Below are 25,954 nucleotides of genomic sequence, written 5' to 3'. Positions count from 1 at the left end.
TTCCATGAGCAGCAAGCGGGAGAGCCGGTAAATCCAGAGAAGGTGCTTAAGAATAAAATTGAGAATAAATCAGTTATTGATTCTAGGGTTAATAGATGCAAATACACCCGAATAAAAGCTTCTTATAAAAGCATAAGTAAAACTCCAAAACTTCTAAAATTAGGCACTCAATTATCAATTCCTCTCTTGATCTGTTTAACTCAAGATGATCGAACTCTGATCACCCAAGGCGGTTATCTAGGAAATCGTAATAATCAAGGTTATAAGTTAGCCAGAAATTTACTAGGTACTGCTAGTTTATTAGATGAACAAGGAATAAATTATTTCCCAACTCCTTACAAATTGTTTAACCAGTATAGCAATCGTTGTAACCCTACACTTGATGATAACGAACGAGAGATGATTTGGAAAAGTGCCTGTTCTAAACCCGCTTATCCTAGCCGCGATTATTATTCAATACTAGGCAGTATTAGACAATGGTTAGCCTGATGAAAAAGAGCAAGATTGGTTTTAGTTCCTTCGCTGCTAACGCAGCTACAGAAGTGCTTTTAACACCAATTCTTAAATTCCATGAATCTGCATTTACCTGTTCATCATTTATCAGGATTAAGCAAAATTAATAGCCGCCTGATCAAAAAACTGGGTATTAACACTATTTTTGACTTATTGCTTTACTTTCCCCGTGATTATATCAAGTACCAACGAGTCAAAATATCAAGGTTAAAAATTGGTGATTCCGTTACCATCGTGGGTAAAATTAAGAAACACGAAATTATCAGTCCGCCCAAAAATCCTCGCTTAACCATTCAGACCCTTATCGTTAGGGATAAAACGGGTAACATTGCCTGTAAACGTTTTTTTAACCATCCCTATTATCAATCACAGCAGTGGAGAAACGAGCAAAACTTAATTTATATTCATCAAAGCATTATTGCTGTATCAGGAGTTGTTAAACCGGATTGTTATCGAAAAAATTGGTTTAAAACCTCGTCGTTCTAGGACGGCTTTATATTAGGTTGACCGTTAATATCTGATTGTGCTACCATTTTCGGTGACAGGAAAAGGTAAACAACCTGTATAAAAACCTAGTATGCCTAACGGCAAAACACTGAACCTTGACAATTAAATCTATAGGGTTCTACTGCACAGTTCTAGTTTCACCCAGTAGTAGGTAAAAGATTCATGGGAGCTAGGCAACCAGTTTTTTTGAAACAAATTTGTTTTGAATAAAAAAGAACTCGCATTCGTGCGAATAGGGTAGGGCATACCCGAATTTACGCTTGGGGAGAATCCCACCTCTGGTTAAAGCACTGCAAGGTACTTTGATTAAGTGGTTTCGTTGAACCAAGAATCCCCACGCCTTTAGGCACAGGGAGTGTCAATACGGCAAAGTTTTAACTTCTCCTGAAATTCGATTAATTGACCTTGATGAAGCCAGAGATACGAAAAACTCAATTATCCCGATTTATCCATTAACAAAAGGGGTCAGTCATGAAATTATTCAAGATGCGGTATCCTCAGCTTTAGAAGCTGTCCAACAACTGATTGACCCTCTACCTCCAGATCTCCGACAGAAACCGGGTTTAATGGAATTGCAAGAAGCGATCGCTTTCATTCACCAACCTCCCAATGAACCTCAACTCGAAGCGGCCCGTCGTCGCCTAACATTTGATGAGTTTTTCTATCTCCAACTTTCCTTCCTTCTGCGCCGCCATCGATGGTTGGCAAATTCGGCTTTAACTGAGATTACTCCTACTGGCCTACTACTCAAACAGTTTTACTCCCAACTTCCCTTTCCCCTCACCCAAGCTCAACGTCGGGTTATCAATGAGATTCTCAACGATATGACTTCCAAAACCCCGATGAACCGATTGATACAAGGGGATGTGGGTTCAGGGAAAACCGTTGTTGCGGTTGCTGCGATTCTAGTTGCGATTCAGTCCGGCTATCAAACCGCATTAATGGCTCCTACAGAAGTGCTTGCTGAACAACATTACAGGAAAATTGTCACCTGGTTTGAACCCTTGGGTGTTTCTGTGCAATTGCTGACAGGTTCTGCTAAAGTCGCCAAGCGCAGAGAAATCCACGCTCAACTAGAGACAGGTGAACTTTCTTTATTAGTGGGAACTCACGCCTTGCTGCAAGAGAAAGTGAACTTCAACAAACTCGGTTTGGTCGTCATCGATGAACAACATCGATTTGGAGTGCAGCAGCGACAAGATTTACTGAACAAGGGAAATAAACCTCACGTCCTGACCCTGAGTGCCACTCCGATTCCCCGTACTTTAGCACTGACGTTGCACGGCGATTTGGATGTTAGCCAGATTGACGAATTACCTCCTGGGCGACAGAAAATCCAAACCAAAGTGATTAACCAAGGTACTCCAGCTTATAATTTCATCCGTCATCAGGTACTTCAAGGTCGCCAAGCCTACATCATTCTGCCTCTGGTAGAAGAATCAGACAAACTAGATTTAAGAGCGGCTGTTGCAGAATATCAGCGATTATCAACCCAAATTTTCCCTGAATTTAGGGTGGGATTGCTGCACGGTCGCATGACATCCGCCGAGAAAGATGAAGCTCTCAGGGCGTTTGGTGACAACACAACCCAAATTTTGGTTTCTACTACGGTTGTGGAAGTTGGGGTAGATGTTCCCAATGCTACCGTTATCTTAATCGACCATGCTGAGCGCTTTGGTTTAGCTCAACTGCATCAGTTAAGAGGTCGTGTGGGTCGAGGTTCCCATTGTTCCTATTGTTTGTTGCTCAATACCAGCCAAACCGCACAAGCCAAAGCGCGGCTTCAAGTCTTAGAAAAATCCACTGATGGGTTCTTCATCTCTGAGATGGATTTGCGACTGCGGGGGCCAGGTGTTGTGATGGGCTATCGCCAGTCGGGAATTTCGGAATTTGCACTAGCTAATATACTGGATGATGAGGATTTGCTAAATTTAGCTCGTGAAATGGCAGTAGCGATCGTCAAAAGTAACCCAAATTTAGACCAACATCTTTTGATGGTTGCAGAACTCAAACGACGGGGACTGGCAATTTGGGATTGTACCCTTAATTAATCAGTTAACAGCTATCAGTTTCAATTATTCGCGTATTGAACTGATAACTGATAACTGATAATTTTATAGAGGAGTTTTACAATGACTTATATCCTAGAAACATTTTTAACGCTTGAAACCTTCCTGGCTCAATATGGTGATAATCCTCGCTATGAACTTGCTGACGGAGAATTAATTGAAATGGAACCAACCGGCCCCCACGAAACCGTCAGTGGTAAACTTGCTACTCAAATCGGTATTGCTATTACAACAGAAAAACTCCCTTGGTTTATTCCCCGAACTTGTTTAATTCGTCCTTTTACCGATGTCGCAACCGCCCGTCGTCCTGATATTGTTGTTTTAGATGAAACAGCACTTTCTAGTGAACCATTATGGGAAAGAGAACCTGTTATTACGCTAGGGCGTTCTATTAAATTAGTTGTGGAAGTTGTGAGTACAAACTGGGAAACAGATTATGCCCGAAAAGTTGAAGAATATGCTCTTTTGGGAATTCCTGAATATTGGATTGTAGATTATCGGGGTTTAGGTGGCGTCGCTTTTATTGGTAAACCCAAACAACCAACTGTTACGGTTTGTCAACTGATTGACGAAGATTACACCCAGCAACAATTTCGTCTAGGTGAACCGATTATTTCTCCTCTGTTCAAAAGTTTGCAACTTCGCCTAGATGATGTTCTTCCTCGTTTTAACTAGAGGAAATTCTATCTACATAGAAAATTATTCTTTAAATAAGACTGACGAAACTTTGTCTTAGCCATATAAACAGCTTCCTTAACTTTCCATTGTTTTTGGGGGACTAATTCTTTAACATTTTGTAGTTTAATTAAACCTCTATAATCACCTGTAATTTGAAAAATAACTTGAGCGATCGCTTTACAACACCCCTCTGGACATTTAACAACCTGATACTCGGAAAACCGAATTACAACCCAATTTCGTTCTAAAAAAAATCGATTGCGTTGCTGATCTTTATTTTGATCCACGCAATGATGAGGCTTTCCTGTTTTTCCATCATAAGGTTCGTCAATTTCAATATCTATTGCTAAACCTGTTGCTTGATGAATTAGAATAAAATCAGCCGTGTAACAGAAAGAGGTATTAGGTATAGGAAACTCAACACCCATACAGAAGTCATAAACACCAGAAAAATAACGACATAAGTAAATAAAAAATTGTTTTTCACTGACTCCTTGCTGTACTCCTGTATTCCCTTGATTAGATGGAGGTTGAACAATCTTACTCAATAAAAATAAAAGCTTCTTAGAACGCTCTTCTAACAAATTATTATATTGCTGTATTTCCTGAGTTTGACACTGCAAACGGTGTAATGAATTACTTTCGGATTTAGATCGCTGTTGTTGAGTTTGAGTAAGTTTAGGCTGATATTGCTTGCACAATTTAAAATTAATAAACCACACATAAAAACAAGCTGTTACTGCACTCACTGACGCACATATCAGCGATAACCAAAAAGCTAGAATACTCATGCCAAATAGTTGATTAACTAACACGACTATTACAACACTCACGACCCAAATTACAATGATCCAATATAAATAAAAATTAGAATAAATATGCTGTTTTTTGGGAGTTAATTGCGGTTCAAAAGATAATCCTACCACTGAATTAGGACTGCTATTCAATACTGGTATCGGGTTATTAATACAGAAATAACGAATTGAATCAGGAATCACAATAACGGGATAAAAACCTCTGGGTGAATTCATAATGTTAAGAATTGCTAAATTGATAAAATTTATAGGTTTTAGAGCTTAATCAATTCCTACGCTATAACCTATTAGCACCTAACTTGATCATCCTTGAGAATTAAATAGAACTCGACTTCCTGTTGATTTTAATAAATGATTAATGGGCTAACGCCCAAGCCCAGAGGTGAAAATAACATTTTCTGAGTTATTAATTATGTTTACCAATCCAACCCATAGTACCCAAAGAACAACCCCTGATCCTTTGAAATCTACACGAGAAAAACTAGCCCGAAAAATTAAAACCGCATTGAAAACAACAAGCCCAGAAGAAACACTTCAAATCTGGATGTTAATCAAACAGCAAGAACTTAAGAGAACAACTCCTGGGTTATCTCAACAGCAAATAGAAAGCGTTCTGCAATCTTTAATTTTAGAGTTAGGCTATGATGTCATTGCTATGCCAACTCTACCATTGGCTGCCTCCCTAACATCAGAAGATACAAGAAACTCCAATCCCTTAGAATTAGATGAAGAACAGGAGGATAATCAAACGGATTTCGATAACTCTGATCTTGAGGATGATGAAGATAGTTACTCAGAAGTTTATAGAGAAAAAACTTCCTCTCGGAAACAACGAGTTCCTGCTTTGAAAAAAGTTGAGTCCTTAAGGGCTTCTAACCGAAATGGAAAACACTCCTAACAACCCCAAAATCGATGATGTTCCAAATTATCCTGGTGTTGTAATCACTAATTTCTGTGATGATTCATTGGCTTTGGAACCTTTTTTAGAAAGTTGTGAAGCTGATAATCATGAACTCACACCAGGAACTTTAGCGATTTTTGTCCAATTTGAAACGTTTGATGAGTATTTTCATTGTTGTGGAAAGTGGTAATTTATGTACTTAGCTAAAAATTCGTTAGCCCGATATTCAATCCAAGCGGTTGAACTCTGGACTCGATTGGAAATGGCTGAAACTCCTGAACAAGAGGAGGCGATTCTTAAAGCAATTTGGGACAATCAAACAGACCAAGAAACGACTGTTGATAGTCACGCTGAATTAGCTGATCAATTAGATGCTGAAATTTGTGCAATTAAAGCTCGTTTAAAACATTTAGTTACACTGCATAATCAGGCAATTGAACGACTAGAACGATGGCGTAGTAACCTTGATAAAACCTTACTTTATATTCACCAAATGGGGGTTATTTCTACTAATGTTGTTGGGCGATCGCGTCACATCCAACTAAAAGAAAATCCCCCAAGTTGCGAAGTTTTAATCGATCCTTCTGACTTACCCAGCGAGTATCGCACAGAAAAGCTTGTTGTTGCGCCCAACAAACGTAAAATCATTGAAGACTGGAAACAAGGCATTCCCGTTGATGGCACTCGTATTGAACGGAAACTTAGAGTAGAATATGCCCTAGTCCCGTCTAATCTAACTGGTACAATTGAAGTTATTTCTAATCGTAGCACGTCGTCAACTGCTCAGAATTCTGATTCAATGTCAATACCTAAAACCAAGCGAAAGGGAAAGACATTCTCTAAAAAAACTACTGAGAAGTCTAATCAGGGAATAAAAGCATGATGGTTTGATTTAAACTACGGCAAGACCACAAATTATTGTGCGTAACTGACAGCAGATAGCTCTATTATTATAAAAGCTATCTGTTATTTTTTTATTTTCCATTTTTTCTGTAAAGAAGGGCTAACGCCCATCAACATGATGATAATTAATTCATATACCAAAAATGAAATGGTTAACCCCACAACGTGCCGTTGCTTCTGCTGATTTATCACTAACGAATGAGGAGATAATTGAATATACTCTTCAATCAGAAGAGCAAGAAACAATAGAAGAAAGATTTCAAAAAGTTGGCTTGCTATTTGATCGCGATCGCTGGCAAGCTAACAAACCTTATTTAGCTCTACTTTCTCCAGCCAATATCCAAAAAAAAGTAGCCAAACAACCCTCTAATTCTGCTACTGATTCAGATTTAATGGATGATGAAAGTTTAGCAGAAGAAGATGAAGAAAATACTGTAACTGAACCAGAAGAACTTAATAATGCACAATCTCAGCAACAGGAAGAACCTTACAATTTTGAACAATGTACCATCGAACTACATCTAACATTTAAACCTGATGATGGTCATTCAGATGGGCGGATTGTGATTATTTCAGCCAGCAGTCACGGCGACTTCCCAATGGGTGAAAAAATTAGAGCGTCAGCCTTGGGAGAATTACCTCCTCCTGTTCAAACATTATTCAAGGAACTTGTCGCTGATTTTCCGAATCGCCAAGCACGACGACAAATGGCTAATATTCGCAACCCAAAGAAACCAACTTCTAATCCCAATCAACCACCTACAAATGAAGCCAGTCAAACGGTTAAATCCGAAACTTCTACCCAACCCAAAACCACTGGAAATCAACTGAGTTTATTTTAAAATTGAACCCCCTACCTAACTTTAGGAGAACCCCATGAATTCAAAAAAGAAAGTGCTAGTTTTCTTTGAAGGACAACAGCATCCTGTTGATGAAGACATAGCAAATGATGATCAGGAACTTCGTAAATTGTTAACAACTTACTACCCAGATTGTGCTAACGCAGACATTATCAGAAAGCCCGGACAACTGATTACAATTGCTAAACGCAATGGCTCTAAAGGATGAAAATGACAATAAAAATTAGTCCCCTAGAATTTCTGATTAATGCTCCCGAAGAAGTAAATCCAGCCCTTTCTATGTGCCGAAAGCTTCAACGATTAGAGCTTGCTGGAGAACTCGATAGTACCACCATGAAACAAATGGTAAAAACGATTGAGTTAGCAATTTCCCAAGCAACAGACGATATAAAAGCAGTTGAACAAACGAAAGAACGGCTGTTTAATAGTCCCTCTGTTGCTACAGCTATTCCAACAGGGTTTTAATATGGCTATAATTAGGAATGCTAAATTGGCTCTGCAACTATTAAACCAATGCCAACCCATCATCGATATTGAATCAGCAATTGACTATTTATGGTCTAAACTGAACACCTATCAGCTTCTAAATCTTTACCAAGAATTGTTTCCTATTGAATGGGAAAAAAGCCAATCTGAAATTTACTCTGAAAATAACGGTCATAGTCCAAAAGAGTTGGAGTTTATTTCACTGGTGAACGAACGTTTATTTCCCATAGATGACTTGATTATCGAGACTGCTTATGAAGAACGGCTGTATCAAATTCCGGTCTCTCCTAAAGGAATAGATTGGCAAGATGAAGAAGAAGGAATTGAAGCCTTGCGAACAGGGTGGCAACTCCTTTTTCCCCTCTCAAAGTCGGGTCGATGGTGGTTGGAAACTGTTGAAGGTACTCAAGGAGAAGCTTGGTATAAAGGCAGGTTTGGATATAGCTTAAAAGACATTACTCATCCTGAAAAAATTAACTTTAAACTTCTCAAAAATTTAGCTTTTCGGGCGATGTTTCCTATTAATGCTTTTCCCATTGCACTAAGCTGTTAAGCATCTAAATAGGGTATAATGAAAAACTAAGTTTAGAAAAATCAATAAAAATATGCCTGCTAAAAATCACTTAAATGAAAAGCAAGTAGAGAAACTACAGAAAAGATTGAAAGAGGAAGAAAATGGACAAATTAGAGAAAGAATCTTGATTCTACTATTGCTAAATGATGGTAAAAAACAAAGTGAAATTGCCAATTTTTTGGGATGTTCAATAAATAAAGTATGTTATTGGTGTGTACATGGAGATCCGGACAAGTTAGAAAGCCTAAAAGATGAAAGAATGAAAGGAAATTATAGAAAAGCCACAGATAAATATATAGAGATATTATTAGAAACTGTAGAAAAAGAACCGGAAGAATTAGGATATGAATTTGGGAGATGGACAGGAGAAAGATTGGCAACTTATTTAGAACAAATCACAGAAATAAAATTAAGTGGTTCACAAGTGAGAAGGATATTAAAGAAAAAAAAGTATGTTTACTTGTGGGCAAAGTATAGCTTGGAAGAGAAAAGAGATCCAGAAAAAAGGAAATTATTTAAAAATAAAATAGAAGAGTATTTAAAAATAACAAAAGAAAGTCCAGAACAATTACAGGTATGGTTTTGGGATGAAAGTGGATTTAATTTAAGAGTAATAAAAAGAAAGAACTGGTGTAAAAAAGGAAAGAGGAGAAAGATTAGAGGAGACAGAAGAAAAGGAAAAGTTAATGTTATGGGAGGATTGAGGTACTCGGACAAAAAAAGATTTGTAGAATTTCTGGATAAAGGGAATGCAAATAATTTTTATCAAGTGTTAAAAAGTTTTTATCAAGAGCTAATTCATGAGTGGGTATTAGCGGGAAATCAAGCAGAAGAATTTGTAGAAAAAGGAGCCAAGATTGTCATTATTCTTGATAATGCAAGTTTTCACAAAAAAGAAGAATACCTAGAAAAAATCAAAGCAGAAATGCCGAATATCTATTTAGAATTTCTTCCAGAATATAGTCCAGATTATAATTTAATTGAATTGGTCTGGCATTCAGCTAAAGAATATATTGCTAATCGACTCTTTAAATCAGTTGATGAGCTAGAGTGTTTATTGCATCAGCTTTTAAATGAGGGACAGTTATCTATTAAATGGGGACGTAAACTTAAAAACAAAGGTAATGCTATAATCACAGTTTAAATGCACAACAGCTTAGCACTTCTTGACTTAGAAACCGATAATATTTGGTTAGATCAGATTGCTTGTTCTGAAAGTTACTGGAGTCGTAATATTGAATTAAGACCTTGGAAGCTTGAAGAAGTTAAATTTCTCACTCATCAATGGAATCAAGCAACTGAACTCCTCAATCAAGCTTACGAATTAATTGAATGGATTGAAGCTGACCCAAACACTAATTTTTCACACCTTTTAGCATTATGGAATCTGACATTGGATCTGAAATAATTCAGGAAATTCTGGCAGTTTCCCCTCGGAAATTGTCTGCGATTCAAGCTGAACTTCTTTTTCTTGAGGGTGAGACTTACATTTTCCATTATCAATCCAAAAATGGTTCTAAGTACAAATGTTTGTCTCCAGCAACGCTGAGAACTGCTTTTGCAAATACACCGATTGATTCGGGTTGGATGAACCCAGAATTAGGAATAGTACGTTGGGGAACAGGTAGTAGTGGAGAATGGACAATTAAATTCATTCCCCCACAAAAACATGAAATTAATGTATTGGAATCAAAGTTATTTATTCCTTTACCCGCATTGGTATTCTTAGGTTTAAAATCAGATTACTGGATTTGGGCAATTAAAGGCTCAAATTTTAACCCAGATGCAGAAGCTTTTCATGTTCCGTTACCCAACGTTTATTTACAGTCTTATCAATCCTGTGGACGCATCTGTTGGGGAGATCATAAACCGCCTATCGCTTCGCCGAATACCATTACAAATGCTTGGGAATTATTCATCTCTAGTTCCTTCAATGAGCATTTGAGCAATGGTAAATCTAAGGCGAAACCTAATGATGTTTGTCAACAACTTGAAAAAGCAGTTAACCGTTCATCTTACCCCGTTAAAGATTTAATCAGTACCCACCAAACCATTACAAAATTAGTCTCAACAATAATTAATGATTGAATTACCCTGTTTTATTACAGATATCACCGAGGAAAAAAACAGGGATCAATTTGTAATTTTTACTCGAATTCTGTCTCACCGCTTTTGTTTGATAAACCGATGCAATTGTAAATTAAAATAGGAGATTTAGCTAATGTTTAATTATGATTATTTAGAAGCTTCGCCACTAATCATCAGACAAGCTGATTCGATTGATTTTTGGTTAATTGGAGCCGGAGGAACGGGTTCTTGGCTGTCTTACCATATTGCGCGACTGGCACGGGGTTTGGGCAAGTCGGGGAAGAAGGTGCAATTGGCGATCGCAGATCCCGATATAGTTGAAGAAGCCAACATCAGCAGGCAGGCGTTCTGTGACAAGGAAATCGGACTGCCCAAGGCGCAGGCTCTAGCATTACGATACTCTATAGCTTGGGGAGTGGACGCGACGGCTTTCGTGCAGGAATTTGACCCCAAGCTGATCCGAAGAGCTTACGACAAGCTGACCATCCTGGTAGGGTGTGTGGACACGGCTGCCGGAAGATCGGCTATTAACTAGGCCCTTGAGTTAAACCAATACTACAGCCGCTCTGAAATCCCCCGTGTGTGGTATTTGGATTGCGGAAATCATGCCGCAGCCGGACAAATCTTGCTGGGCAGTAGTTTGGAAACTGACCCTGAGTTTTATAATTTTGGGGGACTCGGATGTGCGAGGTTGCCATCTCCGATGCTTCAGGCTCCTGACCTTTTGAAACCGAAGCCTGAAGAGTTGACAAATAACTTATCTTGTGCTGAGATGGCAATGCTAAACTTGCAGAGCGAGAGCGTAAATGTCCGGGTGGCGGCTGAGGCGGCAGATTACCTGTACCGGATGGCTGCGGGAAATCTCAAGCGGTTTGCGACTTATTTTGATTTGGAGAGTGGGACAGCGCGATCGCTCTATATTACCCAGCAGTCGGTATGGGCAGCGTTGAAATCTACGGCAAGTGAAACAACACCATGCTAACCTGATATTAAGCTTCAAAAAAAATGTAGCTTTAACAATTGAATTTACTATGAGTTTAACGACTGGCTTGCTAAACCGAATTACCCAAACGCCTGGTCAGTGTAGTGGTCGTCCTTGTATTCGAGGGATGCGAATTAGAGTCACCGATATTTTAGAAATGTTGGCTGAAAATGTTAGTGTTACTGAAATTTTAGAAGACTTTCCTGATTTGGAATTAGCAGATATTCAAGCTTGTTTGATCTTTGCAGCACGACGCACGGATTTCCCTAGACTGACAGCATGAAGATTTGGGTTGATGGGGGGAAAGCCTTTTAACGGTGCGTCTAGGGATTTGTCCGTTAGCCATTTGAGGGTGAGGGGTGTACTTTCTGTGGATTTGGAGCATATATTCAAAGGATTAATAAGGACTATGGCAAGCATTACGATTCAAGTTGATGAAGATATTAAGATGGCGTTTGAAGGGGCTACTTCTGAGACTCACAAACAGTTAAGCCACATTGTTCAATTGTTTTTGAGAGGAAATTTACAAAATAAAAGTTTAACTGAAGTTATGGCAGAAATTTCTGATAAGGTACAACAGCGAGGCTTAACGCCAGAAATTTTACAAGAAATTTTGGCGGATGATAATGACGAATAGATTTGTCGTAGATACGAATGTTTTAATCAGTGCTTTACTGTTTAAAAATTCAATCCCATTTCGGGCTATTGAATTAGCAGAAAAGCAAGGAATAATTTTATATTCTGAAGCGACTTTAAATGAATTAGAGCAAGTTTTGAATCGTAAAAAGTTTAACAAGTATCTTTCTTTAGAAGACAGACAAATATTTTTGCTTAAATTTATCAGTGCCTCCGAGTTAGTCTCTATTAAAGAAACAATTGCCGTTTGTCGAGATGAAAAAGATAATAAGTTTTTCGAGTTAGCTGTTAGTGGTAATGCCAATATAATTGTTACGGGAGATTTGGATTTATTGGTATTAAATCCTTTTCAAGCAGTAGAAATTGTTACTCCCGATATATTTATTGATAGATTTAGTTAATTGTAAGTTTTGCTACCGTCGATGCAGAGGAGTTGGAGGATGGGGTAAAATCTTTGGAGTAGTGGTAAGATAGAAAAATGAATTTAAGGTTGTTTTATGTCAAATCCCGAATTATTGGCGCAACTGCGACAGTTATCCCCTGCTGAGAAGGTTGAAATGATGCAGTTTTTAACGACCGAATTGGCGAAAGAAGAAGGTTTAAAATCATTAGATAATGACGTGGTTTATCGTCTTTGGTCGCCTTATGATTATGCTGACGCGGCTCAGAAATTAATGAGCTTATTAGAACAAGAAGAAGCGAAAGAAAATGCGAAATGCTAAACGATTTCCTTTTATCGAACGGAGGAATCAAGCAGGAGAGGCTAATGTTTTTCCTTGTGTGCCCATAACTTTAAGCTATCACGATTGTGTTTTAGAAGTTGTTGGTTTGTTAGATACGGGAGCGAGTCTTAATATTTTACCGTACCATGTTGGTTTAGCGTTAGGAGCCGTTTGGGAGGAGCAAACACTTTCAATTCCGTTAGCAGGTAATCTTGCGCCAGTGGAAGCAAGGGGTTTAGCCGTTGTGGGACAGGTTAGCGATTTTCCACCTGTTCGTTTAGCTTTTGCTTGGGCGAAGTCTAACGATCCGCCTATTATTTTAGGTCAGTTAAACTTTTTTATGGAGTTTGATGTTTGTTTTTATCGTTCACAGTTGGCATTTGAAGTATGTCCTAAATTTAGAGAAAATTGAGATTATCAAGATTCTAAAATAGTCCTTTGTAACCAAGTAATAATAGTTTGAATTAAGTGCGGGTCTTGGGGTGAGAAAGTGGGAATGGTGGGATGGGGTGAGTCGGCGATAACGCAGATTGTAGCGTCGAAGCGAGTGAGAGAATCGAGAAAAGTTTGGCTAAAACCTTGGGGGTTTACCTCTTCGTAGAAAATGAGAATGGGGTGTTTTTCCCAGTCTAGGAGTTGCCAGTAGATTTTGAGTTCTGTGAGGGTGCGGGGTCTGCCTTCTGTGGATTTGGGGCAGTGATGTTTTTTGATGAGTTGCAGGTAGATATCGGTGGCGGGGGCACCTCGACTGGTGAATGGGCAAAAAAGAGAAGTTATGTTAGCATACATCAAACTTAGTTTTACAAACTTGTACAGGAGAATGATCAAGTATGGCTCCAAAATACACGAACAAAAATGGCAAAACAGTTGCTGGTTCTGCTGCGTGGGCACATGAAATTTCCCAAAATGGGGGATGGGATGCCCATCATGAGAAAATTTTAACAGAAGGAATTAATAATTATGTTGTGGATGTGGTTCTTCCTAAACTATCTCGGCTCTCTGTAAATCAAGATTTACCTGTAGAGTAGCTAATAAAAATAGCCAAAGCTATATTATCCTTTTTTTTCACTCTACAAAAGCTCTTTCCATGTCTGAACCTAGAGCTTTTGTAGAAGTTTCTAGCTTGTTTTTTTTAATAACAAGTACAAGAACAAAATTTTTCTACTTGGATAACTTTTATTGATTGATAAAGCTTCTAGATATTGGCTTCTTGAAGTCTGAAAAAGAGGGATACTTTAGGGCAGACAAACGGCTATTTTTTTTTCTAGGATAATGTCTGTCTTTTTTCTAGTAGGATATAATTTTTTACTAAACTGAATAATCATTAAATCAACTATACCAAGCTTGATAAAAGTCTAGATAGTTTATATTACTTGCCATATAGCGCACTAAACCGTAAGAGTATCTATGGAAATAACAGTCAGATGAATACCCAGATTCAAACTTTATATATTTTTTTATGATAGAGATAATTTCTACAAAAAAATGCTTTTTTATAATTAAATATAAGCTTTCAAAAGTGGCTGAATGAACCAGTATATCTTGGCTATTTTCCAACACATAAATTAAAGTTTTAATCAACTCTAATTTAGGAGTTTGTATTTCCCCAATAAACCAAGCTATTAGGCAGTAAATATCTTTATCATAGCTACGATAGATTTGTTCATTTAAATAGTAGATACAATCAGGGTTATTAATATAAATTTCTTTCATTTTTTCTATAGCTAAATGCCTAAATTTTTCATTTTTAGCTAGTTTTAAAATAGTATCTATATCGCTTGTATTTTTAAGCTCTTCTGAAGGCATACAGGAGCTAGGATATAGCCAATTATATAACTCAAGCCAAAGCTTGTTTTTCCGCCTAGCCCAGTGAATAGTCTCAAAAGGGTTGGGAAACGCTGATGATAGCTTATCGATTGGTAATACTTTATCAAAATCAAACTTTGGAAATTCTTCAATCCCCGCTTCTGCTAAAAGATAAGCTTGCTTCCAATAAAAATTTTCACACCCATCATCAAAATTCACCAATTTCTCAATAAACCCCTCCTTCTCCTCATCCGCAATATCCCGCCCCAACCACAACAAAATCACCTGCTTCCACTGCGGTTCAAAAATTCGATATTCCTTCCCCGCCACCGGAAAATTAACATGATTCCGAGGTAAAAAATAATCCCAATCATCTACCGCCAACGCTGCAAAATACTCCTGAAACGTGGCATGATAAAACACGCAAATCGCCTCTGGAAACCGTTCCACCCGATTCAACAACCCCAACTTCTTCACTGCTTCAAAAATTGGGCGACTTCCCAACACCTTCAACACCCAACTTTCCCGCAACCGCGATCGCGAAACCTCATCTTTCTGTTCCATCGCCACCAACGCCAACCGCGCCAAGGCTGTATCAATTGCCTCCCGTTGGTCTAAAATCTCCTCATCCGCCTTCCAGTCATACACCCAATCCACAAACTGCCCGTATAACCCCGCCTGCGTTTCCGGCAAACCGCCGCCAGTCTGCCAAATTTGACACAACATCCACAACCGCAAAGGATTCTGAATCAACTCCTTGAGACGGGAATTTTCCGACTGTGCTAACTCCGCCTCTAAACTCTCCCCCGTCGCTGCATCCCCTATCCCGGCAAACCAACGGCGAATATAGTCCGTTACCTGTTCCGGTTTAAACGGCAAATTGCGAAACACATCAAACCCCGAAAAAGCATTCTTATCCGCTTCCCAGACATTCACCCGACAAGTCACCACCACCCGCGCATCCTGCACCCATGAACTTGATAAATCTTTTGCTAACTGTTCCATTCTTTGAGTGTGGCTCATTTCATCCACACCATCAAGCAACAACCAAGCCTGACTAATTTGCGGTTCTAAATCACTGAGTTTGACTTCTCCTTTACATTTGGGTAGCCATTCATTTTCCAAATACTGGCAGATATTTTGATTTTTTAAATCAGCTAAATCTATCCAAATTGGAAAGCCTAAGTCTTCTTGATCTGGCTTTAAAATCCAATCGGCAATCTTCTGTAACCGCGTGGTTTTACCCGAACCCGGTTCGCCAATAATGGCAATTTTTCGCCCTTGACTAATTTGGCTTTTCCCTTGTCGCAAGACTTCCTCAAAAAAGCATTCTTCTGCAATAGGAATTGGTTTTTCTTCTTCCTTTTCTTCCTGCTGATTCCTTGAGAGAGATTTGGGCAGTTTTTGTTCAACAATCGCTAAACGAACATAATTTTTATCTAGTTGCAGTTCTGCCCCGTAACGCTGAAACACTTTTGTGGTGAATTTCTTTTCTGCGAGCTTTTGACTACAGATTTCTCGCCAGTTTAGGAATTTATTTTTCGATCTGAAAGTTTCATCAGATGTCTTGGTGGCAATAGATCCAATTTTAATCTGCCATCGCTCCTCAATTACTTTTAAATTATCTTTTATCTCGGCGGTTTGATGTTTCAGTTTGAGAGAAAATTTCCAAAAGCCGTGAGTTTTTACAGTAGGTTTACCCTTAATAGTTTCCTCAACAAGTATATCTAAATCTTTTAGACAGTCCAGAATATCTTGAATTGCATTATCTTTTCTGTCAGCTTCGGGAGGTTTGTTTTTTTCATCCTTGGGTGGAGAGAGTTCTAACGCCTCTCCCAAATATTCTACCAATGTCCATAAATCTTTTTTAGTTATTCCTTTCTCAACGGTTTGGGTTCTGTTTCTGCGTGTTTCTTGAACCTTCCCCGATACCAGCAACTCATCTTCCTTGACCCATTCTACACAAAACGTGGCCTTCAGCTTATCCCCTGGAACCGCTATTTCCTTATCATCCGCAAGGGGAAGTAACGCCTTAACCAATTTTAGGACGTTGTTGAGCGTGGTTTTGTTTTTCCCGTATTTTCGTGCCATCGCTACATTTTTAGCCTCAAGATGACCGCTTGCCCAAACGCAGGGGTTTGCCCAAGCGGTTAACTCTCATTATAGAAGGGTTTGAAGATTTTTGGGGTTGGCTTGATTGGGCAAAAACCCAAAAAAACAATTCATCTCAAAGCTACAAAACGAGGTGAATTATGGACAGCCAACAAGATAAAATCAAAGACCGCGAAGCCTTAGAAAATGCTTATACTAATTTTGTTGAACCCCATGTTAATCAATTGATTGAAATTGATGCACAGTCTTTACCTACTATTCCTGTGGTTCATTCTGGGTTTTACTGTGTATCGGGATGGTTACTATTAACTCTGTTATATTGTTTTTGGATGCGCTGGCGAACAGAAAGTCATCTTGAACCCAAAACTAAGAACAATATTCGCTATTAACCAAACATACAACTTAAAGGGCGGCTACCACCGCCCACCGAACCCAGTAAAATACCAAACTTTGCCGCTTTTTTCCTTACCTTATTGGTAATAGAGGCTATTTCCAAGTTCAAATTTGCTAGACCAATTCCACCAACCTAATCTCCGTTACTTTAAACGAAACCCGACTAGCGATGGCGTAGCCGCCTGCCAAGGCATCGCATCAACCTTTAGTTCCATTTCAACCCCCTCAAAAACACTACCAACGGTTAACACCTGACCCAGTTTAAACCTGTTAACGCTTAAATAGTTCCCGCTATACCTTTCCAACAATTCCAACTCTAACCCTTCAACGATTAGGAGAAATCAACTTATGGTCACTACAACTGTTACCGAAGAAGGACTCAAAATTCCTGTCTTTGATGCTGCTTATACTGATGCCAAAGGACGCAATGTGGGACAGTTTTATAATAACCCAGAAATCCTGCGCCACTCAATTCTGCAAGCAATGTTTGAACCAGAGGAACTGCAATCCTTAATGATTGTCAAACTAGACAAATCCAATCCAGATCCTCGCCAACTCCGCGCTAGTATCCATGATCCAGAAGATAGCATCAAACGACGCATGATCTTTCAATCTGGAAACAGTTATTACTTCGGTGATGAAACCCTAGCCAAAAAGATAGGGGACTTATTCGTAACCGAAAAAGATACCGCCTGTCGCTACGGTTCTCTTCTCGTTAGCACTTGTATGTCCGGTGTGTCAGAATGTGATACAAATTTACGAGTAAAAATTGTTGATTTCACCGACCCCCAATATGCACAATATCGAACTGGAGACTGTCACGGTGTTATCAGTTCTGAATTACTGAAAAGCATCGGAGGGGAGAAAAATCGAGCCAGTCAATTTCGTTTTGCTTGGTTACGGAGTTGGAATACAGAAAATTCCGAATCCACACCTCAAGTAAGCTTTTTAGCAAAAGGAACCCTCCGTCCTGATGATCATTTACTTCACTCATTAGCTGATTCTGAAGGCAATCAACCCCAACTTATTTTAGATCGTTCCAGCATTAAAGGCATCAACAAAAAACAACTCAAAGACCTGATTCCTTGTGGTGATTATGAGTTACCAAAAGCCATCCTGGGTAATCGCAAAAACAGTCAAATTGGCATCACCCAAACAAGCTGGCAATCTACTGGAGTTTGGTTCGATGAAGAAGCTCAAAGACAAGACTTAGTACCCGCCGCTAAAGCCGAAGCCCAACGACTCGCAACCTTGCAACGTGATCCGATGAAATTGCGCCAAGCGATGATTGAAGATCATGACCGACGGGAAGCTTTTCTAGCTCGTTTAAACGAAAGAAAACTTCAAGAACAACAGGATAAACTTCCCAAAAATTGTGATGATGAAATCACAGTTAATAATGAAGATAATTCTGAAGAGCAAAAGCGGGAAAGACAAGATATTCAGATGCTAAAAGCCGATAAATTAGGATTGATGATTGGGAGTCCTGAATTTACGAATATGGCTCAACGCTGGTTAGCTTCTAAATGGCGAAATCTAGCAACTAGAGGCGCTTTAGCGATGACTTCAGCAATGGCTTTACCTTGTGAAGATTTACCCAGAGGTATTGTTTGTGCTAACCATCTCGAACAAGGAGACTGTATTCAAGGACGATTTCCCATTCTCAATAAAGATGGTCTGAGAAAATACCAAAATATCCATGCCAAAAACCTCGAAACTGTTCCTGAAGAAATTCGCACGGTTATGGCAAAAATTAAAGGGGTAATTTGGTTTCATCCTAAAGATTTAGAAAGATTCCACCAAGGGGATTTTGATGGAGATGAACCCTTTGGAATTGAATCCAGAAAAATTCCCCATATTGCTCAACAAATCTTACCTGCACAAGAGGAATTATTTGACTTTGGGGAAGTGATTCAAGCTGAGAAAGTTCCTTATACCCAAGCTCGATATCGAGAAGATGACTCCGAAGTTTTAGAAGGTAAAGCCAAAGCAGGCGATCGCAAATTCACTACCCTCGAACAAATTGGTGTAGCCAGTTCTCAAAATGAAGTTGGACTTGTGGCTTTAGCTATTGGTAAAGTTGCGGCTGCACTTCCCAACTCTGGAGAAGATGAAAAGCTATTTCTTAAACAGCAAAAGCGGTTCATCTCGGCTTTGAGTATTATGGAACAATACGAAGTTGATTACCAGAAAAATTCCTTACGGGGTAAAGATGCCAAAGAAGTCAAAGAGAAAACCGGTTTAAACCCCGATACTTTACTAGAAAAAGTTGATGAATGGTGCGAGAAACACAAAAGCTGCACTTACTTTTTCCAGTATAAAGGAGATGACCGACTTTATAAACAATTTGCCATGCCCGCCGACTTTCCTAATGCTGTTTATGTTTTAGCTAAGGAAGCGGTGAACCCCTATTGGGAACAAACGCGACTCGTTTGCCGAAACCGAGATGAATTTCAACATATTCTTCCCGCAATTCCCGCTTATCTTATTGTATCAAAAGAATATCGCAAACAGTTAGATACAGCAAAGATTGAATACGAGAAAGAAGGCAGTCAATTGCACGTTCCTTACCCCTACAAAGATACTTTAATTGACAATGAAATTGAGTATCGTCCTAGCCCAGAAAATGACCTTAATTGGGAAGAAAACGAATTGCAGTGGGCAAAAGATTTAGTGCAACGCTTTCAAGAAGACAAAACGATTATCTACGAACGAACAGGTAATGATATCAAAATGCGAAAGGAGGAAATCGGCAAACTTTATGACAGTTATCGGGTTGAAATTGATGAAATTTGGGATACCCCTGAACGGAAAACCAGAGCCGCTCATGCCCTGTTCCAAGCTACCCACACTTGTGATAACCTCAGCAAACACCGGACGATTGGTCAGAAAGTAGCCGAGGAACTAGAAATTACCTTTTCTCTCCAACAAGACTACGAGTTACTCCACGAAGCTTTGCCACGAGATGTCTATGTCCTGCAAGTTCCTTTCAAGAAAGTAAAAACTCAAGACGGCCGTAGTATTGACCTTCCTAACCAATGGAAAGATTCACTTGATAGAAAAGGCATTGAATATGAAGCCAGTGCTCATCACGAATTACCCTTAGTTGAATTTGCCTTTAAAGATTTACCCCAGAGCATGGCAGCGAAACTTGATGCTAAATACGGAGATAACTCTAATCACCATATCGATCCTGACGCTTTGAAGGTGACAAACTACTCCGGTAATGAAACCCGATTGCTCATTGTACCTCCGGTCGATTGTCGCTGGATTGAGTCTCACGATAAAGCGGGTCGAGGCGCACTGGTCTATAAACTATTTATGGATGAAATTTGCCATGCGTTGTCCAACTATCAGGTTAACCAAATCGAAGTTGTTAATGTCAAACATCCTGATAACGACTACTCCCAGGAAGATTTCTGCAAGTCTAAATGGAAAGACCGGACTGTGACTCTGCAAGTGGGAACCCTAGACTTACCTCCTACTCACGAGAAATATTACCGATTTCAAGGCACTCCTATTATTCAACTTGACGGGAAGAAATTGGGAACCTTCTCCCCCGATAGTCCAAAGTTGCCCCCTGGAACAACGTTTGAAGCCACGATAACGCTGAATCAAAGTGGTAGATCGCTGATGCTGAAGGTTGATTCAGAATCCATCCAATTACCTCAAACCCAATTGCCGCCAATTGATTCCCCTGAACCTTCTCACAGTCCTGCTTCCATCGTTCAAAATGGCAGCCAACCCCCAAAACCTCAACAAAAACCCGCCTTAAAACCAGAAACAGCAGTGAATAACGGAAAACACAGTCCGACGACTCCTGACACTAACAACTGGCGGCTTTCTCTCCAATATCTGCTGTTTAGCGTTGTGTCAGACACATACCAACAACGACAAGCGCAACTTCCTCCCGAGCGCACCCAGCACTTCAAGTTTGGGGACAACCAATGGACAGCTTATGTGCAACCTAACGGGGATTGCTTTGTCAGAAACGAGTCTAAGCGCACCGTGTTTAAAGCCAACGTTCACACCGGAGAGGTTCAAATTCCCTTGACAGAAAAAGCCGCAACTCGTTTCCAAGAAATGATTATGGCGCGAGAGAAAGCGTTATCCCAACCTCAAATAACTGTCATGTCTACGGCGAAAGCCAAACCAAAAGAACTAGAACTGGTTTAGTCGAGAGGGTTGCAGATTTTAAGGCGATGCCGCAAGGCGGCGGCTACGCCATCGCACAGGAGTCAATGGAAAATTTTCCATTGACTCCTGTTACATTTGTAGTATTAAGACTACAATTTGACTCTTTCTTTCCACACAAGCTCAAAAAAACGCTTGAAACAGATAGGAAAAAGTAGAGAATAAATGCACTATTTTCCCTATTATTTCCTTCTGTATTACGTTGTATTATTCAAAATTTGGTATCTTATGTAACATTTTGCCATTTAATCAAAATCACAAAGAGGGAGTTTATGCACTGTTTTCCCTTCTATTTTTCCCGCAGTGGAACAGCAAGCCATGTCAAAATTCCGTACACCAATTTAGTAAGTAAAATTACTCATTTTAGTAGGTTAGGATTTTGATTGTTGATTAATTTCTAAAGTGCTTTAACCCTTTGATTGTTTTGTCCTTGTTGCTTGCGATGCCCACAGGCCGCGGCTATGCGATCGCGGAGTCGTTGTTGATTAGCATTGCGATGTCAAGGCGCAGGCGGCTACGCGATGCCGACAGGCGGTAGCTACGCGATCGCATAGACAGACACACATCACCTATCGGCATCGCACCTAGCCAACCTGTGATTAAAGTAGTTATCCACCCACAAAAGCATTAAATATCAGTCTTCAGCCATCAGGGGGAAGCAGTAGCATCAATTAATCCTCTTAGTGTCTCAACCCAATGGATGATAGCTTTCCTAGTAATAACTTCCAATTTATCTAACTTGTGACTGAATCAAATATAAACCCAAAGAAACAACCTTATTTCAAGCACTATTACCGACAATTAATAACTATTAGAGCCAACAAAAATAATTAGCTGAAATGGAGATTAATAAATGGCTACAAAATCAGCAACTAAGCCTAAAAAGTTTTCCCCACCTAAACGGGATTGGTCTGTTCTAACCGCTACAGATCCCAAACACGTTAAAAGGCTAGAGCATATTCAAGAAACTTTAGATGCTGCCATTGATGCTATTCAAGAAGAAGGGGGTGTTGAAGATTGGGAGGATTTCAAAAACTTTGTTGAGTCCTTCAATAAACGTCCTGATCGACTCAATGAATCAGGAAATCAAAAAGCCAGTATTAGTGTAGATTTAATCACTGAAGGAAAAAATGATGAAGTTTCTGGCTTTGTTTTCTACCTAACTAAAGATCCCAGTCAAAGAACCAGTGGGGTCTATTTAGTTAAAAATCTCAAACAGGCTGGAGTTGATACGAAAGAAAATAACAATTTCTACACGCCTTCTCATGTCAGCGATTTAATCGATTTAGAAGCTAATGATCAATTAGAAGATGATGACCTTTCAGAAGATTTTGATGAGGATTTAACAGATTTAGAAGAAGATGAAGAACTCTCAAAACCCAAGAAAGCTACATCAAAATCAGCTTCTTCTCACCGAAATCGTCAAGAACCACAAAACCTAGAGGAAGATGATATTGATGAACTACTATCAGAGGATAACGATACTCCTTTGAAAACGGGAGCTTTAGGTGAAATCGCTAAGAATCGCACTTCCCAAAAGTCGATGAAAACTCCTGAAACTCAGCAACAAACACCTGAACAGTCAGAAGAACCATATCCACTGCTTGAGTCTTTGGAAGCGTTTCTCAAAGAAAGCCAACATCAAGGTTCAATCATTAATGCTAAATCCAGTGAAATTGATGGGCTAACCGTCACAGGTTTAACCCTTCAAGCGACTTCTTTAATGGGATTATTAGCAGTTAACAGCATTCAAGAACTTATTGATGGAATTACCCAAGCGAAGGAAAACAATCAAGCTAAAAAACTTGAGGAAATTCTGGAGCAAATTCAAACTTTAAATGAACGAACGGAGGAAATTAGCATTCGCGTTCGACAAACTGACGTAATCGCTGATTTAGAAACCTTAGCAGAACGAACTGAAAATCTTTCTGAACGAACTCAAAAGGTTAAACCCAATAAAACTTTCCAAAACCAACCAATTAGTTCTAAAGAAGAGAAACAGCAAGTCACCTCCGAGCAAAAAGATCCCATCTTAATTGATGATACTGAAATTAAAGCCGTTGATATTGGAGAGAAAATTGATAAACTCGGAAACCAAATTGATCCGAATTATAAAAGGTCTCCTCCACTCGAAATTAATAAAAATGTCAGCCTTAACCAACAACTTGACCAAATTCAAGATTATTTAGGGAAGTTGTCAGAAAGGTTAGATCGGTTAGAAGAAATTGTTGAGGAACTAGAGCAAACCATAAAACCTCAAGTTTCCACTCAATCTCATAGCGAACTTAACTCAACTCTGCCTGTTTCTAAGCCTCTAAATTCTTCTGTTCCTTCTCCTTCCGAATCATTGATTGATGACGAACCTGAAGATCTCCTAAGCAAAATTGTGACTCAAAAAAAAGTACAACAGCAACGTGAAGCCGTCGCCGATTGCTTAGTTAATTATGCCATGGCAACTGGGCAATCTCCCCCATCTGGAATTCCTTTTGAGCAAGGTGGCACACTGTATGTTACTCCTGATCATCACAAAATTCAAGTTGCTGTTATAGGCAGTGACGGACAGGATATCTTCTCAGGGACAAAAGAAGGCGATCGCTGGAAATTTGGGGCCAATCAAGACAAATTAACCCCAGAGGAACGGGAAGCCATCTTTAAATTGCCTCAAACAGAAGCGGAATACGACAAACTTGCAACCGCCCAAGCCCTCGTTGAAACCTTCCAATCTGCCTTTCCCAAACACTTAAGTAGTTAAAAATACTCCATATTTCCCTCCATATAAGCTAGGAACTATATTTGAAAAATTTTCATTCCTATATTTATAAGCTGTTGCTTATAAGAATTAATTTCATTTAAGTCCCAAGCTGTTTTTGTTCCAACCTCTTCTTTTGTTAAAAAGACTGAAGACCCTTGATAAACCAATTTTTTTGTGACAAAACTATCATTATTTCCAGTCGCATTCAAAGCTGGATCTAGAATTGTCAAGTTTCCTAATGAATGCTTTACAGGCTCTAAAGTAGAGTCAAATACACTACTATCTGCATTTTGTGAGTATATATGCTCGATAGAGGTACTAGCAAAGTCATATACTCTAGTCTTGTCAGTACAAACAGGCTCCCCAGTCGCTCCCTGTTTAAACCATTGGTAATAATACTCAGCAGTTAACAAAAAATATTTAAGTGGTTTATTACTACCGCCTCCCGTCTCTTTATAATGAAGCAACTCAAGGTTGGCTTTGAATACGTCATCTGAAGCTCTTTTATTTATTAAAGTGCGTAACTTCCCCTTTAAACTTGTGAGTTTGTATTGTGTCGGATTAGTTCTAATTGAATTTGCTTCTTCACGATAGATTGTTTGAAGTGGAGTAGCGTGTTGGTTACATATAATTTTGTAACGAAAAAAAGCCTTTTCTATAATTTGTACAACTTGAGAAAATTTTTGATGATCCAGTGTCGATGCTGCCAACAACAAAGGTATACATAATGTATGATCTAACTCTTTTAACAAGAGATTGAGACGGTTTTTATCCCAACCTGTTATAGGTTGCTGGTTTTTATAGAGCCACTCTCCATTTTCTAATTTTCTACACTTTATAATATTTTCATTTATGTCCTTTACTTTTATATAAATATTATTTGCATCATCTACAGTCAAATTAGGAGATTTATGCTCAGGAAAGAAAGCGTCAATAAAATTATCAAACAAAGCATTTTGTGATGCTCTTCTCCCATGATTAGATTCATAAATCCAATTAAGATAGTTTGCAGTTTTATTAGGAGGATCAGAAAGAATTTCATTCCATAAATCTTCAACACTATTCTGCTCTGTGCTAAAATTTTCTAATATTTCCAACGTTTTTGCTCTTAGTAAATCTCCTTCCGTTAAACTTGTCCCTCTATCATTAATAACTTGAAACAGCCTAAAAGCATCTTCTTTTGCTTTCGTAACCATGTGTAAGACAGTAAAGTCACTATCTATAACGTTCTGAATAACTTCAAGATCGTCCATCTTAGTTACTAAATTCGACTTATCTATCATTTCTTTAACCGCCTCAGATATGCTGTTATATGCTTCTAGTAACTTTCTATGAGAATCTCTTGATACTGATGGTTTTTTTTCTCGAATTAAATTTCTATAAAAATTCTGATCGGGCTTTGATAATTTTAAAACCTCAACTTTAGTAATAGTTCTTTGTACTTCTTGATCAAATTCTATAAATCTCTTAGATAAATCCTTGATTCGGCTTTGAAGGATTTCTTCATTTGTTGCATCTTGTGAATTTTTGGCTTGATTTAGTAATTCTTTATACATTGTGACGAGACAAGCCATAAGCAGAGTAAAAGTTGCTGCTCTTTGTTGCCCATCTATAATTTCATATTCATGTTGCCTTACTACACCTGCAACAGGATACTCTACGCTTAGAATTCCACCTAAAAAATGATTGATAGGAGATTGAGATTTTCGTTTAACAAAACAATTTTTTAAATCTTTGATAAAGTCTTTTATAGATTCGCCTTCCCAAGCATACGCTCTTTGATACTTAGGAATAAAAAACATGGGTTTATTATCAAATAAGGTTCCTACAGGAGTATAAGCTGGATTCAGATCCATAATAATTCCCTCATTTCTCAGTTAGTATAATTAGCCTACTATTGTACCATACTAAGTCAACATAGACACAGTAAAATTAAAATAAAAGCTGATTTTATGCTTAAAAG

28 protein-coding genes and 1 pseudogene are annotated in these 25,954 nt (G+C 38.8%); 25 read left to right on the top strand and 4 right to left on the bottom strand.

The genetic code is table 11. The features are described from left to right. The first annotated feature begins 42 nt into the window (after window positions 1-42). From PL11201_RS16510 to PL11201_RS16495, 4 genes and pseudogenes are all read left to right on the top strand, one after another. Window positions 43-489 (top strand): hypothetical protein, encoded by a 447-nt coding sequence (locus PL11201_RS16510; RefSeq protein WP_079680015.1) that lies wholly within the window; start codon window positions 43-45, stop codon window positions 487-489. Between the two features lie 81 nt (window positions 490-570). Continuing rightward, entirely contained in the window at window positions 571-999 is a 429-nt protein-coding gene (locus PL11201_RS16505) for a hypothetical protein (protein ID WP_079680014.1), read from the top strand. A 380-nt stretch (window positions 1,000-1,379) separates the two neighbouring features. Continuing rightward, window positions 1,380-3,071: pseudogene (gene recG / locus PL11201_RS16500) on the top strand (ATP-dependent DNA helicase RecG); the annotation flags it as partial. A gap of 81 nt (window positions 3,072-3,152) precedes the next feature. After that, on the top strand, window positions 3,153-3,764 hold the full coding sequence (locus tag PL11201_RS16495) for a Uma2 family endonuclease (protein WP_079680013.1): 612 nt from the start codon (window positions 3,153-3,155) through the stop codon (window positions 3,762-3,764). An 8-nt stretch (window positions 3,765-3,772) separates the two neighbouring features. Here PL11201_RS16495 and PL11201_RS16490 read toward each other — a convergent pair whose 3' ends face one another. After that, window positions 3,773-4,798, bottom strand: a complete 1,026-nt coding sequence (locus tag PL11201_RS16490) for a PDDEXK family nuclease (protein WP_079680012.1) — start codon at window positions 4,796-4,798, stop codon at window positions 3,773-3,775. Between the two features lie 196 nt (window positions 4,799-4,994). Here PL11201_RS16490 and PL11201_RS16485 point away from each other — a divergent pair, with 196 nt between their 5' ends. The 17 genes from PL11201_RS16485 (at window position 4,995) to PL11201_RS16410 (ending at window position 13,146) form a co-directional block, all read left to right on the top strand. Next, complete coding sequence (locus tag PL11201_RS16485) at window positions 4,995-5,480, top strand: hypothetical protein (RefSeq protein WP_079680011.1); 486 nt, start codon at window positions 4,995-4,997, stop codon at window positions 5,478-5,480. Further along, window positions 5,464-5,673 (top strand): hypothetical protein, encoded by a 210-nt coding sequence (locus tag PL11201_RS16480; RefSeq protein WP_079680010.1) that lies wholly within the window; start codon window positions 5,464-5,466, stop codon window positions 5,671-5,673. The genes PL11201_RS16485 and PL11201_RS16480 overlap by 17 nt, the downstream gene beginning before the upstream one ends. A 3-nt stretch (window positions 5,674-5,676) precedes the next feature. Then, entirely contained in the window at window positions 5,677-6,366 is a 690-nt protein-coding gene (locus PL11201_RS16475; protein WP_079680009.1) for a siphovirus Gp157 family protein, read from the top strand. Window positions 6,367-6,529: 163 nt separating this feature from the next. Beyond that, window positions 6,530-7,228 (top strand): hypothetical protein, encoded by a 699-nt coding sequence (locus tag PL11201_RS16470; RefSeq protein ID WP_079680008.1) that lies wholly within the window; start codon window positions 6,530-6,532, stop codon window positions 7,226-7,228. 34 nt (window positions 7,229-7,262) lie between these two features. Continuing rightward, window positions 7,263-7,454 (top strand): hypothetical protein, encoded by a 192-nt coding sequence (locus tag PL11201_RS16465; protein ID WP_079680007.1) that lies wholly within the window; start codon window positions 7,263-7,265, stop codon window positions 7,452-7,454. Between the two features lie 2 nt (window positions 7,455-7,456). After that, window positions 7,457-7,711 carry a hypothetical protein gene (locus PL11201_RS16460; RefSeq protein WP_234996735.1) on the top strand — a complete coding sequence of 85 codons (255 nt, stop codon included), beginning with the start codon at window positions 7,457-7,459 and terminating at the stop codon, window positions 7,709-7,711. A gap of 1 nt (window position 7,712) precedes the next feature. Further along, on the top strand, window positions 7,713-8,285 hold the full coding sequence (locus PL11201_RS16455) for a hypothetical protein (RefSeq protein WP_234996734.1): 573 nt from the start codon (window positions 7,713-7,715) through the stop codon (window positions 8,283-8,285). A gap of 52 nt (window positions 8,286-8,337) precedes the next feature. Continuing rightward, complete coding sequence (locus tag PL11201_RS16450; RefSeq protein ID WP_079678737.1) at window positions 8,338-9,450, top strand: IS630 family transposase; 1,113 nt, start codon at window positions 8,338-8,340, stop codon at window positions 9,448-9,450. Continuing rightward, on the top strand, window positions 9,451-9,714 hold the full coding sequence (locus PL11201_RS16445) for a hypothetical protein (protein WP_079680006.1): 264 nt from the start codon (window positions 9,451-9,453) through the stop codon (window positions 9,712-9,714). It begins immediately after the preceding gene. Then, a complete protein-coding gene (locus tag PL11201_RS16440; protein WP_079680005.1) occupies window positions 9,687-10,394 on the top strand; it encodes a hypothetical protein in 708 nt (235 codons plus the stop codon). Before PL11201_RS16445 ends, PL11201_RS16440 begins: the two co-directional genes overlap by 28 nt. Before the next feature lie 133 nt (window positions 10,395-10,527). After that, a complete protein-coding gene (locus PL11201_RS27120) occupies window positions 10,528-10,929 on the top strand; it encodes a ThiF family adenylyltransferase (RefSeq protein WP_234996733.1) in 402 nt (133 codons plus the stop codon). A 252-nt stretch (window positions 10,930-11,181) separates the two neighbouring features. Further along, entirely contained in the window at window positions 11,182-11,376 is a 195-nt protein-coding gene (locus PL11201_RS27115) for a hypothetical protein (protein WP_234996732.1), read from the top strand. A 49-nt stretch (window positions 11,377-11,425) separates the two neighbouring features. Then, window positions 11,426-11,659, top strand: coding sequence for a DUF433 domain-containing protein (locus tag PL11201_RS16430; protein ID WP_079680109.1), 234 nt, complete (start codon window positions 11,426-11,428; stop codon window positions 11,657-11,659). Between the two features lie 126 nt (window positions 11,660-11,785). Then, the gene (locus tag PL11201_RS16425; RefSeq protein ID WP_079680004.1) at window positions 11,786-12,013 is read left to right on the top strand and encodes a hypothetical protein; all 228 of its coding nucleotides are present in this window, start codon (window positions 11,786-11,788) and stop codon (window positions 12,011-12,013) included. Next, the gene (locus PL11201_RS16420; RefSeq protein WP_079680003.1) at window positions 12,003-12,413 is read left to right on the top strand and encodes a putative toxin-antitoxin system toxin component, PIN family; all 411 of its coding nucleotides are present in this window, start codon (window positions 12,003-12,005) and stop codon (window positions 12,411-12,413) included. Before PL11201_RS16425 ends, PL11201_RS16420 begins: the two co-directional genes overlap by 11 nt. Window positions 12,414-12,509: 96 nt before the next feature. After that, the gene (locus tag PL11201_RS16415; RefSeq protein ID WP_079680002.1) at window positions 12,510-12,734 is read left to right on the top strand and encodes a hypothetical protein; all 225 of its coding nucleotides are present in this window, start codon (window positions 12,510-12,512) and stop codon (window positions 12,732-12,734) included. After that, window positions 12,721-13,146, top strand: a complete 426-nt coding sequence (locus PL11201_RS16410; RefSeq protein WP_079680001.1) for a hypothetical protein — start codon at window positions 12,721-12,723, stop codon at window positions 13,144-13,146. Before PL11201_RS16415 ends, PL11201_RS16410 begins: the two co-directional genes overlap by 14 nt. Before the next feature lie 5 nt (window positions 13,147-13,151). On the opposite strand, the gene PL11201_RS27110 is transcribed toward PL11201_RS16410, so the two are convergent. Beyond that, on the bottom strand, window positions 13,152-13,523 hold the full coding sequence (locus tag PL11201_RS27110) for an NACHT C-terminal alpha/beta 1 domain-containing protein (RefSeq protein WP_234996731.1): 372 nt from the start codon (window positions 13,521-13,523) through the stop codon (window positions 13,152-13,154). Between the two features lie 41 nt (window positions 13,524-13,564). On the opposite strand from PL11201_RS27110, the gene PL11201_RS16400 reads away from it, so the two are divergent. Continuing rightward, window positions 13,565-13,762 (top strand): hypothetical protein, encoded by a 198-nt coding sequence (locus PL11201_RS16400; RefSeq protein ID WP_079680000.1) that lies wholly within the window; start codon window positions 13,565-13,567, stop codon window positions 13,760-13,762. A gap of 301 nt (window positions 13,763-14,063) precedes the next feature. Here the strand turns inward: PL11201_RS16400 and PL11201_RS16395 are convergent, their stop codons facing one another. Next, window positions 14,064-16,631, bottom strand: coding sequence for an NACHT domain-containing protein (locus tag PL11201_RS16395; protein ID WP_079679999.1), 2,568 nt, complete (start codon window positions 16,629-16,631; stop codon window positions 14,064-14,066). Between the two features lie 161 nt (window positions 16,632-16,792). On the opposite strand from PL11201_RS16395, the gene PL11201_RS16390 reads away from it, so the two are divergent. The 3 genes from PL11201_RS16390 (at window position 16,793) to PL11201_RS16380 (ending at window position 23,991) form a co-directional block, all read left to right on the top strand. Then, window positions 16,793-17,041, top strand: a complete 249-nt coding sequence (locus PL11201_RS16390; RefSeq protein ID WP_079679998.1) for a hypothetical protein — start codon at window positions 16,793-16,795, stop codon at window positions 17,039-17,041. A 352-nt stretch (window positions 17,042-17,393) separates the two neighbouring features. Next, window positions 17,394-21,221 carry a hypothetical protein gene (locus tag PL11201_RS16385; protein ID WP_079679997.1) on the top strand — a complete coding sequence of 1,276 codons (3,828 nt, stop codon included), beginning with the start codon at window positions 17,394-17,396 and terminating at the stop codon, window positions 21,219-21,221. 871 nt (window positions 21,222-22,092) lie between these two features. After that, window positions 22,093-23,991 carry a hypothetical protein gene (locus PL11201_RS16380; protein WP_079679996.1) on the top strand — a complete coding sequence of 633 codons (1,899 nt, stop codon included), beginning with the start codon at window positions 22,093-22,095 and terminating at the stop codon, window positions 23,989-23,991. 35 nt (window positions 23,992-24,026) lie between these two features. Here PL11201_RS16380 and PL11201_RS16375 read toward each other — a convergent pair whose 3' ends face one another. Next, on the bottom strand, window positions 24,027-25,847 hold the full coding sequence (locus tag PL11201_RS16375) for a DUF262 domain-containing protein (RefSeq protein WP_079679995.1): 1,821 nt from the start codon (window positions 25,845-25,847) through the stop codon (window positions 24,027-24,029). Window positions 25,848-25,954: the final 107 nt, after the last annotated feature.

Origin of the sequence: Planktothrix sp. PCC 11201, assembly GCF_900009135.1 — a bacterium.
In the GTDB taxonomy this organism is placed as follows: Bacteria; Cyanobacteriota; Cyanobacteriia; order Cyanobacteriales; family Microcoleaceae; genus Planktothrix.
This window is presented reverse-complemented; position numbering and strand designations above follow the sequence as displayed.